Consider the following 14,830-nt stretch of genomic DNA (forward strand, 5'->3'; position numbering starts at 1 on the left):
ATTAAAATTTTTACAAGTTTAATAGCGCTATTTTTAAATAAAATACCTTATTTTAATTTGAAAATTTCAAAATTAAATGCTTCAATTTTATTTGTGGTGTTTAGCACTTTTGTTTCTTTCGCTCAAGACACTAAATCTTCAGAAGATATACCTATTGAAGATCAACGTTCCTTTATGATTTTAAACTTATCGGAGCAGGTAAGATGGCCTAATTTAGATAATATTGAAACTTTTAAAATTGGTATTCTTGGAACCGAGTCTATTTATAATAATCTTAATAAAGTTGCAGAGAACAAACGCCTTTTTGATAAGCTTATTGATGTAAAAAGGGTTATGGGTATTGGAGAAATTCAAAACTTTAATGTTATCTACGTTAATACAGCATACGAGTATTTATTAAAAGATATTCTTGAGGCCACAATTGGTAATAAAATTTTAATTATTACTGAGGGCTATCCAACCAATTCTTCCATGATTAATATGGTTCAAGTAGGTGAAACTTACAGTTACGATATTAATAGAATGTATTTTAGAGAGGCTAACCTTAAAATGGTTTCTACCTTGGCTAGTTATGCTGTGACTTCTACAGAGCTTAAAGAGAAACTTTATAAAAAAGCAGAACAAAAATTGTATGTGGTTAGTAGGGAAAACGATCAGCAAAAAGAAATTATTAAAGAGCAGATTAAAACCATTGGAAGCCATATAGATAGTTTGAATAAGAAGGAAGAAGCACTTGCCGAAAAGGATAATTCTATAAACTCTTTATTTCTTGAAGGCGAATTAAAGAATAAGAAATTAGAGGAAATTATAACGATAGAACGCGAAAATGAACGCAAGATTAATGAGCAGATAGCGCGGTTAAACTTTCAGAAAAATAAAATAGATTCTATAAATACTCGAATTCAATATCAACAAAAAATATTGAACGATCAAAGTAGTGATATTCAAGAAAAAACAGCCATTTTACAAGAAAAGAACATTATAATTGATACACAAAGAAAGCAAAATATTGTACTATCAATCCTGTCTACTTTACTTCTTATATTAAGTATGTCTTTATTGGTGGCTTACATTAAAAATAAGAAATTAAATATTCGTTTAAATGCACAGCATATTGAGATAAATGAGCAGTCTAGACAATTATCTTTGAAAAATAAAGAATTAGAGCAATTTGCCTATATAACAAGTCATGATTTACAAGAGCCTTTAAATACTATATCTAGCTTTATAGATATTATTAATGAGGAATATGAAAGTAAATTTGATGAGGATGGCGTGCAGATGCTTGGGTTTATTAAAGAGGGTAGTGTAAGAATGAAAAAGTTAATTGACGAACTTTTACAATATTCCAGATTGGGACGCTCTAAAGAGTATGAAGATGTTAACTGTATGCCGCTTTTAGATGTGTTAACACACGACCTTCAAAACACCATCAAAAACTCTAATGCCGAGATTAATTATGCTGCTTTACCGACTGTAAAAGGTAATGAGGTGGAATTACGATTGTTGTTTCAAAACTTGATAACTAATGGTATAAAGTTTAGAAATCCAGGTGCCAAACCTATTATAGACATAACATGTAATGAGATTCATGAAACAGATAGCGTTTTAATGAAAGATCAAAAATACTGGGTATTTTCTGTTACCGATAATGGTATTGGTATAGCTAAGGAATATCAAGATCGTGTGTTTGATATTTTCCAACGTTTGCACTCCCGTTTAGAGTACGAGGGCTCTGGTATTGGTTTAGCACATTGTAAAAAAATTGTTGAAGCTCATTCAGGTAAAATATGGTTTACATCAGAAAAAGGTGAAGGAACCACGTTTAGTTTTTCAATTCCTAAGGAATCGTAGAATTATGGTTTATTTCCAATTCATTAAAAGTATGGAGATGTAGTATGTTATTCATAACTTTGTGCAGCATCAAATAGTATGCATTAACCCTTTTTTTAAAACTACAGCTATCAAGAATTCAGCCCAAATACACCCAAATAACAAACATAAGTCAGGATACAATTTAGATGCTTTAAGTGAATCATTTCCGGGGTTAGCACCTTTTGTTTTTACAAATAAATATGAAACAAAAACTATAGATTTCTCAAATCCTAAAGCAGTAAAAGCACTTAATACGGCTTTACTTTATAAGCATTATAATATAGTATTTTGGGACTTTCCAGAAACTAATTTATGTCCTCCAATTCCTGGGCGAGCAGATTATATTCATCATATTTCCGATGTATTAAAAGCATCAAATATTATGGGTAATATTAAAGTTTTGGATATTGGAACGGGAGCGAGTTGTATTTATCCACTTATAGGACAAGCCGAATATCATTGGAGTTTTGTAGCTACAGATATTGATAAAGGAGCCTTAAAACATGCTCAAAATATTATTGCTAATAACAAGCTTGATAATGTTGTCAGCCTGAGATATCAAAGTGATGCCTCTCAAATATTTCAAGGTGTTTTAAAAGATACCGATAAGTTTTCAGTATCTATTTGTAACCCGCCGTTTTATAAATCGGAAGCCGAAGCTTTAGAGGCTAATGCTAGAAAACTTAAAGGTTTAAATATGGATGCATTAAAACCGGTAAGAAACTTTTCTGGAACTCAAAACGAGTTGTGGTATAAAGGTGGCGAAAAAGCTTTTTTACATACGTATTTATATGAAAGTTCTTTGTTTAAAGACCAGTGCGAATGGTTTACGACTTTAATTTCTAAAAAGGATTTAGTAAAAGGCATGTACGCCTCGTTAAAAAAATTAGGAGCTACCAATATTAAAACCATAAATATGGGACAAGGCAATAAAATATCCCGCATGGTGGCGTGGACTTTTAAATAAGCTTGTAAAGTAATCTTACTGCATACTACGTTTTAATCCGATTTAGCTTATTGTTTTTTCTTTCTATGGTCTGTTTTAATATAGAGTCCAGCTTGCAATCTATGCAGGTTTAAACCGTTTATTTTTCTGTTTAAATAGCCTAGTTGGACATTGCAAGATTTTGAGATGTTAATTCCTAATGCGGTGTATAGCCTGTTTTCTGTAAGAATATCACTTTCAAGGGTGACTAAAAACTCATTATTCAACCTTATGAATAAACTTTTATTTAAAGTTAATTTAGTTCCTAATCTGTATCGAAATCGGTGAGATGTACTTTTAAAATCATATTTATGAAAAAAGCGCTGTTCTACTCTAAATCGATGATCGAAAGGAAGGGTTGACACTTTATGCTTAAAAGTTACCTGTTCAAATATTCTATTCTCGTAAGTATGTGGTTTATCGGTATAAAAACCACCATCAATATCTCCATATCCATACGCTAACGATGTGGTTAGGTTTGGAGATACCTTATAATTTATACCACCATAAAGTAGAATGAAATTAAAATTTTCTGCTAATTCGAACATCCAAACTTGCGAGAGTGTACTTACACTTAATTTATCGGATACACGATGTGTGCCTGCATAAGTAAACCATGAACCTGTTTTTTCCTCTTGGTTAGATTGTGAGTAACCATTACAAACAGAAATACTTAATAGTATCACAATTAGTAAATACTTCATAATATATGCTTTTATAACAACTAGAATTTGAAATAGGATAAAAAATAAAAGGAGCTCAAAATGAAAGAGCTCCTTTTACAACTAAATAAGAACCTATTAAAAGTGTTCGTTTAAGTGATGGTGTTCATCAATTAGCGGTCCACCTTCAATAATTTGATCAGATGCATGTTGAGCAAATTTCTCAAAGTTTAAGTGGAATGAGTGTGCTAAATGAATAGCTTTCCCAACATAGGCTCCCTTTTGCAACCAAGTGTTCATAGGGTCTAAAATTTCAGAAGGTACACCAGGACAATATTTAGGCATGTATAAACCGAAAATAAAGTTTTGTTCGTAATCTACATTGTCTAATTCACCATTAAGAATAGCAGTAATCATTGCTCTGGTATATTTTAATTTTATACGAGATCCAACACCGTAAGGTCCTGCGCTCCATCCTGTATTAATTAGCCAAACGTTTACTCCAGCTTCAGTCATTTTTTTACTAAGCATTTCGCCGTAAACTGTTGGGTGTAATGGCATAAAAGGTTCGCCAAAACATGCAGAGAATGATGGTACAGGCTCGGTAATTCCAGCTTCTGTTCCAGCTACTTTAGCAGTATATCCAGAGATAAAATGATAAGCAGCTTGTCCCGGAGTTAATTTAGATACAGGAGGTAAAACACCAAAAGCATCACAAGTTAAAAAGAAAATATTCTTTGGGTTGTTAGCATAAAGCGTTTCTTGAATATTATCAATATGATGAATAGGGTAGCTTACACGTGTATTTTGAGTAATGCTACTATCAAGATAATCTGGTTCTCCATTGTCTTTAAAAACCACGTTTTCAAGAATAGCTCCAGGTTTAACCGCTCTAAATATATCTGGTTCTTTTTCTTCAGATAAGTCTATTACTTTGGCGTAGCAACCACCTTCAAAATTAAAAATATTATTGTCTGCTGTCCAACCGTGTTCGTCATCTCCAATTAACTTACGCTCTGGATCAGCCGATAAAGTTGTTTTTCCTGTTCCTGATAATCCGAAGAAAATTGCAGTATCTCCAAACTTACCTACATTAGCAGAACAGTGCATTGGTAATACATTACGTTCTGTTGGTAAAATTAAATTTAATGCAGAGAAAATACCTTTTTTCATTTCTCCTGTATAAGCAGATCCTCCAATTAATGCTATTTTTTGGGTAAAGTTTAGTATTGAAAAATTACCTTGACGAATACCAAAATCTTTTGGGTTTGGACATACATATCCAGGAGCACAAAGAATTAGCCAATCCTCTTTAAAATTCTCCAGCTCTTTTTCGCTAGGCCTCAAAAACATATTGTATACAAACATGTTAGACCACGGTAATTCGGTTACAGTTCTAATATTAGTTCTGTATTCTGGGTCTGCACATACATAACCATCTCTAGCATAAATTTCTTTTCCAGAAAGGTATTTAGTGACTTCGTCTTTTAATTTATTAAAGTTTTCAGTAGAAACAGGTTTGTTTGTTTTACCCCACCATACTTTATCTGCTGTATAATCATCCTTTACAATAAAACGATCTTGAGGTGAACGTCCTGTAAATTTTCCAGTATTTACTGCTAGGGTGCCATTAGCTGTTTCTTTCCCCATACCTTTATCAACTGTGATTTTTTGTAATTCCTCTGGTGATAAATTCCAGTTAACCGTCACATCTTTTAGTCCATATTGCTCTAAGCTTGGATTTTTTGTTACTGTTGTTTCCATTTTTATTGATTTTAAAGGTTCCTATTAATTATTATTTAAAATGGCCATATAATTGGCACTAGTATTAAAGTGATTATGAAAAAAATGAATAGCAATGGTGCTCCCACTTTTAAATAGTTCATGAATTTGTATCCGCCTGCCGTCATTACCATAGCATTAGTGGTTGTTCCTATAGGCGTTAAAAAGGCTGTTGATGCGCTTATAGCTACAACAATCATAAAGGGTTCTGGTGATAGGTTTAATGAGCTTGCTGCTAGTATGGCTATTGGTGCCATTAATACTGCCGTTGCAGAGTTGTTTATAACCTGACTAAACGTTGTAGTTAGTAAAAACACACCGCCTAATAAAAGTATAGGGTGTATAGCGCCTAAATACTCTACAAGTCCGCTTGCTATTAATTGAGCTGTTCCTGTTTTTTGAAGCGCAATACCCATAGGTATCATAGCTGCAATCATAACTACACTAGTCCAACTAATGCCTTTATAGGCTTTAGAAATAGGTACACAACCTGTTAGCAATACTATACCAGCAGATAGCAGTGCTGCTATAGATCCTGGTACGATTTTAAAAACCATGAATATTATCATGAGAATTAAAGCACCTAAGGCAATAAATGATTTGTAGTTAAGGTTTTCTACGTTTTTAGCCATGCCTTCTGGACTTCCAATAATGACTAAGTTTTCATGTTGTTTTTTTAAGTCTTCAATATGTTCCCAAGTACCTCTAATTAAAAACGCATCGCCAGATTTTACCGTAATCTCTTTGTCTAAAATGGGTTGTCTATTTCTAGAAATAGCTAGTAATTGCAGATTAAAACGATTAAAATAAGAGCTTAAGTTATATTTTCGACCCACTAACATAGAGTTCGGGTTTACAATAACTTCGGTCATACCAACCTCCTGATTAATTAAGTTATTTTTAAGCTCGTCTGTAATCGGCTCAAGAGGTAAAAGTCCTAATCTAAACGTAATCATTAATCGGTTTATATCTTCCGTTTCTCCTTTTACAGTTATAATATCATGATATAGAAATTCTGTATTAGTATCTGGAAATTCTATAAACTGTGGTACTTTTTTTAATACACTAGGGTGTCTTCTTTTTATTCTAATAATAGAAATGTTAAAGTTTTTTTCAAGATCCCAAGTATCTATTTTAGTGTTTAGTAAAGGTGATATTGATCTTACACGTAATCTGTAGTATCCATTATGTACTTTATAAGCTTCAATCCAATTATGAAGTGTAGACTCGATATTTACAGGTTTATTATTGGTTTTGTTTTCCGGTAATAGTTTAAAGCCTATATATCTAAAATAGAATAAGGCTACAATAAGTAATGGTAAACCTATAAGAGCGAATTCAAAAAATGAAAACCCATCAAAACCAGCTTCAACTAAAGCATTACTAGCTATAATATTTGGAGGTGTTCCTGTTAAAGTTAGTAAACCGCCTGTATTAGATCCAAAGGCTACAGGCATTAGCATTTTAGAAGGTAAAGTACCGATGCTCCAAGCAGATGAAATGGTAAGTGGCATTAAGGTAGCAACTGTACCCGTATTACTAACAAAACCAGATAAAACACCTGCGCCAAGTGTAATGATTACTAATAGCTTTGGTACACTTTTTCCTGCCCATTCTACAAACTTTTTACCCGCTAGAGCCGTCCAGCCTGTTTGTGCAATACCTTCTCCTATTATAAACAAGGCAGCAATCATGATAACAGTAGGATTACTAAAACCACTTAAGGTTTCTTTAGTATCTAATATTCCTGTTAAGAATAAACTTAACATAGAAATTAATGCAACAATATCTGGTGTAAACTTTCCCCAAACAAAGAGACCAATAGTAATAATTAAAATGGTTAGCATTAAATAGATCATATCTTGTAATTCTTTATTAGCTTTGACTGCTATAGGGTTCGTAATAATTATAGAGTAAAATTACTGTGATTATCCTGTAAGAATTATGACGAATGTCATGCTTTAGGTAAAGGCGTTATTTTTAAGTATTTGGTATATTTATAATCAAATGATTAAAGAAAATGTTAACGAATACGTTTTCGTTATACAGAGTTTTGCGATATTCTATGTTTTAGATGAATTAAATGATTTATAGAATCCGTAAATGGGATTAAAAAATTAAATAGATACATTAAATATCCTTATTAATAGTTCGATATTTAGAAGATGATCATATAGATACTATTAGGTAACAATTAAAAAACAATAAATATATACACATGAAATTAGATGTTTTAGCATTTGGAGCACATCCTGATGATGTAGAACTGGGTTGTGGTGCAACACTAGCAAAAGAAGTTAGTAAAGGTAAAAAAGTAGGCATTATAGATTTAACTAGAGGAGAGTTAGGTACACGAGGTACTGCAGAAACTAGAGATGAAGAAGCTTTTAATGCTGCAAAAATATTAGGCGTTAGCATGCGTGCTAACTTAGAATTTGCTGATGGTTTTTTTGTTAATGATAAACAACACCAATTGGCTATTATTAAAATGATTAGAAAATATAGACCAGAACTTATATTATGTAATGCTGTTGATGATAGGCATATAGACCATGGTAAAGGCAGTAAATTAGTAAGTGATGCTTGTTTTTTAAGTGGTTTAATTAAAATTGAAACTAAAGATGATGGCGTAATACAAAAACCATGGCGACCAAAGCAAGTATATCATTATATACAATGGAAACATATAGAACCTGATGTATCTGTTGATGTTACAGGGTATATAGATAAAAAAATGGATGCTGTACTGGCATATAAAACTCAGTTTTTTGATGCGAATAGTAAAGAACCACAAACACCTATATCGAGTAAGAACTTTACAGATAGCATAATTTATAGGTCTAGAGATTTAGGGCGATTAATAGGAGTAGAGCATGCCGAAGGATTTACGGTAGAGCGTTATGCAGCCGTTGATAGTTTGTTCGATTTAAAGTAGTTAGAATTCTAGAGCAAATTATTTTCATTTTTAACTAAAAATTTTAAAAAAAGTCTTTGTTATAAAGAATGAAATCAATTACATTTGCACACGCATTACAGAAATGTACTTGCAAGGAGGGTTTTAACTCGATAGTTAGGGCAATCCTTTTTGAAAAACTTTTTTAAAGTTTGATAAAAAACACATGGTGGTTGTAGCTCAGTTGGTTAGAGCATTGGTTTGTGGTACCAAGGGTCGCCGGTTCGAATCCGGTCTTCCACCCAAAAAGTAAAAGCCTTTCAAGAAATTGAAAGGCTTTTTTTGTGGAATTAATTTAACTATTAGTCAAGCTTAATGCGTTCTTCTCTATTAGCTAGCTCCCAAGCCGTATGGAAAATAAGTTTAGCACGGGTTTCTAAAAATTCATAGTTTATTTTATCTGGCGTGTCCGATGGTTTGTGGTAATCGGCGTGTGTACCATTAAAGTAAAAAATTACAGGAATGTTGTTTTTAGCAAAGTTGTAATGGTCCGATCGGTAATAGAATCGATTAGGATCGTTATCATCATTATATGTATAATCGAATTCTAAATTGAAATATTTCTTATTAACGTCTTCAGATATAGTATGCAACTCTTTACTTAATTTATCAGCACCAATAAGGTATAAGTAGTTTTCTCCACTAGCTTCATGCTTTGGGTCCACACGACCTATCATGTCTATATTTAAATTGGCTACTGTGTTTTTTAAAGGGAAAATAGGGTCTTCATCAGAGTAATAGCGCGATCCGTAAAGTCCAATTTCTTCGCCTGTAACATGTAAAAATACAATGGTACGTTTTGGACCATTACCTTCTTTTTCGGCGGCTTTAAAAGCTTCAGCAATTTCTAAAATGGCTACGGTTCCAGATCCATCATCATCTGCGCCATTATTAATATCGCCATTTCCAGATATACCAATATGATCTAAATGTGCCGAAATAATAATAACTTCATCTGGTTTTTCACTTCCTTTTATATAAGCAATTACATTTTCAGAATCTTTAACTTTATTGCCAAAATAACTTCCCGGAATTTCTTGAAAATAATCGTCCTCTGCAATTGGGGAAGGAATGTTATTGGATTGGTAATTACTTTTTATAAACTCAATGGCTTTTTTCTGTCCCGGTTCTCCTGTTTTTCTACCTTCAAAATCATCAGAAGCATAGGTGTAAAGCATCGTTTTAAGCTCGCTAGCAGTTATTGTGTTCGCGTAGGTTTCAGGCGTAGTTTCTTTTTCTGTTTTGTTTTTATTTTGCGATGAGCTACAAGAGGCTATTTGTAGGCTAGCACAAATTAAAAGGGCTAATGTTTTCATGTTAAATCATTTTTTATATTACGATATTACAAAATTGTATTTATAGACATGCAGGTTTTCAGTCTATTTTAACAATTCATTTTCGGCATCAATAGCAAGTCTGTGGTCTTGATTAGCGATTTGCCATGCGGTAGCAAATATAAGTTTGGTTCGTTTTTCTAGTAACTGATAATTAATTTTATCTGGTGTATCTGTTTCTTTATGGTAGTCGGCATGTTCGCCATTAAAATAAAAAATAACAGGTATGTCGTGTAATGCAAAATTATAATGATCAGATCTGGAGTAGTAATTATTGGTATCGTTTAATGCATTATACCTATAATCTAAGTCTATATTAAAAAAGGTGTTATTTGTTTCCTCAGAAATAAAATGAAGTTCCTGACTCAACCTATCGTCACCTATTAAGTATATATAGTCTTTTTTGTTTTTATGTAAGTCGTCCACACGACCAATCATATCTATATTTAAGTTGGCTATTGTATTTTCAAGAGGGAAAACTGGGTGGTTGGTATAATATTCAGAGCCTCTTTTTCCTATTTCTTCTGCTGTTAAGTGCAGAAATAAAATACTGCGTTTAGGTCCGTAACCATCTAACTTTGCCAAGTTAAAGGCTTGCGCCATTTCTAGGAGAGCCACAGTTCCAGAGCCATCATCATCGGCACCAGAATTTATTTTACCATTTTCATTAACACCTAAATGGTCTAAATGAGCAGAAATAATAATAATATCTTCAGGGTTTTCTATGCTTTCAATATAGGCAAACACGTTTTCAGAACTTTTATATTGGTTTGAAAAGAAGCTTTCTGGGATGGTTTGGTAGTAATTAGTGCTTCTTAAAGGCGATTTTATTTGCTCGTCTATGTAGTATGATTTTAAATAATTGGCTGCTAGTTTTTGTCCGGGTTCGCCAACTTTTCTGCCCTCAAAATCATCGGAAGTAAATTTATATAAATGCGTTTTAAGCTCGTTTTGAGTAATGCTATTGGCGTATTGCATTACTATAGTGCTGTCTGATAAAACAATAGCGTCCTTAAGGTTTTGTAATTTCACAATGTATTTGGGCGTAGAGCACGTGCCAACCAATGTAAATAAAGAGAGTATTCCAATAAATTTCATGTATAATAAGTCATTATTAATAACATGTAACTACACAATCAAATTATTTCGTTAGGGGCGGGGAATTAATAGCTTGTTAGTTTCATAAAAACTAACGCAAATATATATATTTTGGGATGAAATTACTTACTACTCAAACGAAATGTCTTCTAATTCAGATTCATCTATTTCAATATCCAAATCCTCTAATTCTTCTAAAGATTCTTCTTCAAGTTTAACTTCCTTAGCTTCAATGGCTTCGGTGTCCGCAATTTCAGTAGTTGTAAAAACGGCTTTGTACGTTGTAAGTGCCAAAGCAACAATAGTTAATAGAAATGTAAATTTAATTATTTTTTTTACTTGACCTTCTTTTTTAGATAAGTAAAAGGCAATTATTCCAAATATTAAAGCTGCTATTGCAGGAAATATAGCTAGGTTAGAAATAGGTAAAACAGAAAAAATAACTGCGAATATCGACGCTATTAATGCTAAAATTGTAAATGCTTTTTTCATTTTTATATGTTTAGTTTTTTAAGCCAGAAGCAGATTTAAGTTTTAACTCGCCTGTGCCAACAGGAATTTTAAATTGCACATAAACAGGAATCTTGTTTTCATCGGCAGATAGCCATATAGTTCCGTTTACTTTATTATTACTAGCAGAACCCATAGATAACTTATAACAAGCCTTTTTACCTAATTTTGTTGATATGGTTTCTTTTCCTAAATAAGTTACTTTAGCTTTTACCTCTTCACGATCAAATAGTATAGTAAATATTTTACTTGTTCCTGGACTTAGGTTTGTTAAATCGAATGTTCTTATACTATACAAAGTCGAGATAATATCTTTAGTATCAGCACCAATTGTTACAGTCTTTTTCTGTACCCAATTGTTTTTCTTGGTTTGTACAGTTTTAACGGTATTGGTTTTATGGCTAAAGGTGTATTTCATGTTTTTAAAATAGCTACCTTCATTAATTTCGCGGTTATGTAAGTATGGTGTTAAGGTTTTTGGGCTTACATAAGTTTCGTATAAATCTCTAATTTTAAAAAAGCTATCCCATTTACTATAAGTAAAAGCTCTACATTTTAAACGTAAAAGTGTAGCTTTCGATGTTTTAACGGTGCTGGTTTCCATAGTAACTTCGGCCAAATCCGTTAAAACTCCAGACATGTTGTAAGATGCTGTGTAGGCTAGTTTTTCATTGGTGCCAATAGCGCTATTCTGTGCATTAATTGTTATCGAAACAAAAAATAATAACAATAAAGATATACGAATCATAAAATATAGTTTTGGTTATAACGACCTATTAATCATTTATTGTGCCGAAAATACAATGCTAATAATTATTATGCTAATTTATTATTTTTTAATGGTTTCCGTTTACTGATTTTTGTCATAGTTTTTAAGGGCTAATTGTGGTAATTTTAAATTTAAATGTATGCGTCATGAAAAATATTTTATTACCCACAGATTTCTCTAAAAACTCTATAAATGCCATTAATTACGCTTTAAAGTTATTCGAAAATGAAGACTGTCAATTTTATATTTTAAACATTCAGAAGGCATCCTCTTTTATTTCCGATAATATGATGGCAGTAAATTCATCTACAACTATTTATAAAACTTTGATAGATGCTGCTAAAAAATCAATATCTAATATTTTAACAACCATTAAAAATTCAAATAATAACAAAAATCATCAATTTCATTCTATTGTCGATTACGATAATTTTATAGACTCTATAAACCAGGTAAGCGAGAAGCATAGTATCGATTTAATTGTTATGGGAACCAAAGGGGCTTCAGGACTAGAAAAAGTGCTTTTTGGCAGTAATACGGTACGCGTTATGCAACGTTGTTCGGTTCCTGTGTTAGCTATTCCAGATGGTTACACCTATAGCTCAATAGATCGTTTGGCATTTATAACCACAAATTCAAAAAAGTTTAAAACTGGAGAGTTAGATATTTTAACGCAATTTGTAAACAATCATAATGCTGCGTTGGGAGTACTTCATCTTTCCGACGAAAATAATTTATTGTATAGCGCTCAAGATAACTTAGATTTTTTTACCCGTAATTTCAACGATTTAAAACACGATTACATAAATACAACAAGTAGTAATCTGTTTAACGATGTAAGTGCTTATGTAAAAGAAGATAATATAGATATTCTTGCTATAATTAATAAAAAACACTCCTTTTTACAACGTTTATTTACCACACATACCGTAGAGTGGCTCGCCTTTAAAATAGATATTCCCCTTTTAGTACTGCAACATAAGGATTAAGTAGCTCTATAAATAGGCTGTTTTTCCGTTTTATGCCTTCATGCTGTAACAATTTTTGGTTTTCTTCGTCATATAAGTATCAATCAATAATTAATCATCATGAAGCAAGACAATCAACTTTTAGTCATTACACATTTAAGTCAATTAATAACCTTAGTAACCGGTTTTGGTAGTTTACTATTACCATTAGTGCTGTGGCTTACACAAAAAGGCAAAGTGTATCAAATGGATACACATGGCAAAAACATTCTAAACTTTCAATTAAGTTTAATAGTTTGGTGCATAATCTGCGTACCGCTAATTTTATTATTCGGTTTAGGTCTGTTAGGCTTTGCAGTTTTAGGCATTGTATCTATAATTTTCCCAATAGTAAACGCTTTAAGAGCAAGTAGAGGCGAAGCAACATACTATCCATTAACATTTACTTTTATCTCTTAATTTTATTAGTTAGTATTTTGAACGAGATAAGTAAAACGCTCACTTTTTAGTGGGCGTTTTTTAGTTTAATAATTATTTTGGCGTTACCACAAGGGGCAGGCTTTCCGCTACAAGTCCTCGCTTCTGCGCTCTGGCGCAAAAGCTGTGGGCTTTTCACTGCAATCCTTAACGCGGGTGTGCTTGCTAGGGTTTGGGGTTTGGGAGTGGGTAATGGTTTGTTGTGGTTTAGGCCGAAAAAAAAGCAGCAACCTAATTAAGATTGCTGCTTTGTATTATGAGATTCCTGCGTTTGTAAGCATTTAGCTATTTAGCATAACTGGCATAACTAGCATGGTTATGTGTTCACCTTCATCCAATCCATCAACAGGTGTTAAAATACCTGCGCGATTTGGCATACTCATTTCTAGTTGTACATTATCTGCATTTAGGTTGTTTAACATCTCGGTTAAAAAACGCGAGTTAAAACCTATTTGCATATCGTCGCCTTGGTAATCGCATGTTAAACGCTCTTCAGCTTTGTTGCTGTAGTCAATATCTTCGGCAGATATATTTAATTCTGCTCCAGCAATTTTTAAACGTATTTGGTGTGTGGTTTTGTTAGAGAATATACTAACACGACGCACAGAGTTTAAAAACTGGTTTCTGTCTATTACTAACTTATTTGGATTTTCTTTTGGGATTACCGCTTCGTAATTCGGGTATTTTCCGTCAATTAAACGACAAATTAACTCGGAGTTTTCAAAAGTGAATTTTGCATTACTCTCGTTGTACTCTATAGTTACATCATCCTCGCTAGCTGCTAAAATTCCTTTTAAAAGATTTAAAGGTTTTTTAGGCATTATAAATTCTGCTACTTGGTTGGCTTTAATATCGCCACGTGTGTATTTTACTAATTTATGCGCATCGGTAGCAACAAATGTTAAACCCTCGGTTGAAAACTGAAAAAATACACCACTCATTACTGGGCGTAAATCGTCATTTCCAGCAGCAAAAATAGTTTTGCTAATGGCGGTTGCCAAAACATCCCCAGTTATAACGGTTTTACTTGGATCTTCTAACGCTACGGCTTTTGGAAATTCGTTTCCATCGGCATAAGCTAAAGCATATTTACCGTGGTTAGAGCTAATTTCAACTGTGTTATTATCTTCTACAACAAAAGTTAAGGGTTGCTCTGGAAACGTTTTTAAAGTATCTAATAATAAACGCGCAGGAATAGCCACACTGCCTTTACTGTCGCTTTCAACCTCTAAAGTAGAAGCCATAGTGGTTTCTAAATCGCTTGCCGAAACAGTTAATTGGTTACTATCTAATTCAAATAAAAAATTATCTAAAATAGGTAAGGTATTCGAGCTATTAATAACGCCACCTAAAACTTGTAATTGTTTTAATAAATAGGTACTTGATACTATAAATTTCATGTGTTGGAATATATTTT

The 14,830-nt window shown here is 32.6% G+C and carries 13 protein-coding genes and 1 tRNA gene; 6 read left to right on the forward strand and 8 right to left on the reverse strand.

Going from position 1 to position 14,830, the window contains the following annotated elements:
• The first annotated feature begins 57 nt into the window (after positions 1-57).
• Positions 58-1,854, forward strand: coding sequence for a YfiR/HmsC family protein (locus AAFN75_RS12905; RefSeq protein WP_411806708.1), 1,797 nt, complete (start codon positions 58-60; stop codon positions 1,852-1,854).
• Between the two features lie 61 nt (positions 1,855-1,915).
• Positions 1,916-2,842 carry a 23S rRNA (adenine(1618)-N(6))-methyltransferase RlmF gene (gene rlmF / locus AAFN75_RS12910; protein WP_411806709.1) on the forward strand — a complete coding sequence of 309 codons (927 nt, stop codon included), beginning with the start codon at positions 1,916-1,918 and terminating at the stop codon, positions 2,840-2,842.
• Between the two features lie 47 nt (positions 2,843-2,889).
• Here the strand turns inward: rlmF and AAFN75_RS12915 are convergent, their stop codons facing one another.
• The 3 genes from AAFN75_RS12915 to AAFN75_RS12925 all read right to left on the reverse strand — a co-directional run bounded on the left by AAFN75_RS12915 (position 2,890) and on the right by AAFN75_RS12925 (position 7,151).
• The gene (locus AAFN75_RS12915) at positions 2,890-3,564 is read right to left on the reverse strand and encodes a DUF2490 domain-containing protein (RefSeq protein ID WP_411806710.1); all 675 of its coding nucleotides are present in this window, start codon (positions 3,562-3,564) and stop codon (positions 2,890-2,892) included.
• Positions 3,565-3,660: 96 nt separating this feature from the next.
• Positions 3,661-5,286 (reverse strand): phosphoenolpyruvate carboxykinase (ATP), encoded by a 1,626-nt coding sequence (gene pckA / locus AAFN75_RS12920; RefSeq protein ID WP_144117047.1) that lies wholly within the window; start codon positions 5,284-5,286, stop codon positions 3,661-3,663.
• A 35-nt stretch (positions 5,287-5,321) separates the two neighbouring features.
• On the reverse strand, positions 5,322-7,151 hold the full coding sequence (locus tag AAFN75_RS12925; RefSeq protein WP_411806711.1) for an SLC13 family permease: 1,830 nt from the start codon (positions 7,149-7,151) through the stop codon (positions 5,322-5,324).
• A gap of 371 nt (positions 7,152-7,522) precedes the next feature.
• Here AAFN75_RS12925 and bshB1 point away from each other — a divergent pair, with 371 nt between their 5' ends.
• On the forward strand, positions 7,523-8,239 hold the full coding sequence (bshB1, locus tag AAFN75_RS12930) for a bacillithiol biosynthesis deacetylase BshB1 (RefSeq protein ID WP_411806712.1): 717 nt from the start codon (positions 7,523-7,525) through the stop codon (positions 8,237-8,239).
• A gap of 186 nt (positions 8,240-8,425) precedes the next feature.
• Positions 8,426-8,501: transfer RNA gene (locus tag AAFN75_RS12935), tRNA-His, on the forward strand.
• A 58-nt stretch (positions 8,502-8,559) separates the two neighbouring features.
• On the opposite strand, the gene AAFN75_RS12940 is transcribed toward AAFN75_RS12935, so the two are convergent.
• The 4 genes from AAFN75_RS12940 to AAFN75_RS12955 form a co-directional block, all read right to left on the reverse strand.
• Positions 8,560-9,573 carry a M28 family metallopeptidase gene (locus AAFN75_RS12940; protein ID WP_411806713.1) on the reverse strand — a complete coding sequence of 338 codons (1,014 nt, stop codon included), beginning with the start codon at positions 9,571-9,573 and terminating at the stop codon, positions 8,560-8,562.
• Positions 9,574-9,636: 63 nt separating this feature from the next.
• Entirely contained in the window at positions 9,637-10,689 is a 1,053-nt protein-coding gene (locus AAFN75_RS12945; RefSeq protein ID WP_411806714.1) for a M28 family peptidase, read from the reverse strand.
• Positions 10,690-10,818: 129 nt separating this feature from the next.
• A complete protein-coding gene (locus AAFN75_RS12950) occupies positions 10,819-11,181 on the reverse strand; it encodes a DUF3810 domain-containing protein (RefSeq protein WP_144117052.1) in 363 nt (120 codons plus the stop codon).
• Positions 11,182-11,191: 10 nt separating this feature from the next.
• Positions 11,192-11,947: a DUF3108 domain-containing protein gene (locus tag AAFN75_RS12955; protein WP_411806715.1), complete on the reverse strand. Its 756-nt coding sequence runs from the start codon at positions 11,945-11,947 to the stop codon at positions 11,192-11,194.
• Positions 11,948-12,114: 167 nt separating this feature from the next.
• On the opposite strand from AAFN75_RS12955, the gene AAFN75_RS12960 reads away from it, so the two are divergent.
• Positions 12,115-12,957: a universal stress protein gene (locus tag AAFN75_RS12960; RefSeq protein WP_411806716.1), complete on the forward strand. Its 843-nt coding sequence runs from the start codon at positions 12,115-12,117 to the stop codon at positions 12,955-12,957.
• 99 nt (positions 12,958-13,056) lie between these two features.
• The gene (locus AAFN75_RS12965; RefSeq protein WP_411806717.1) at positions 13,057-13,395 is read left to right on the forward strand and encodes a DUF4870 domain-containing protein; all 339 of its coding nucleotides are present in this window, start codon (positions 13,057-13,059) and stop codon (positions 13,393-13,395) included.
• 299 nt (positions 13,396-13,694) lie between these two features.
• Here the strand turns inward: AAFN75_RS12965 and dnaN are convergent, their stop codons facing one another.
• Positions 13,695-14,813 carry a DNA polymerase III subunit beta gene (gene dnaN, locus AAFN75_RS12970; RefSeq protein ID WP_144117058.1) on the reverse strand — a complete coding sequence of 373 codons (1,119 nt, stop codon included), beginning with the start codon at positions 14,811-14,813 and terminating at the stop codon, positions 13,695-13,697.
• Positions 14,814-14,830 lie beyond the last annotated feature (17 nt).

It is taken from the genome of Algibacter sp. AS12 (genome assembly GCF_046736315.1).
In the GTDB taxonomy this organism is placed as follows: Bacteria; Bacteroidota; Bacteroidia; order Flavobacteriales; family Flavobacteriaceae; genus Algibacter_B; species Algibacter_B amylolyticus.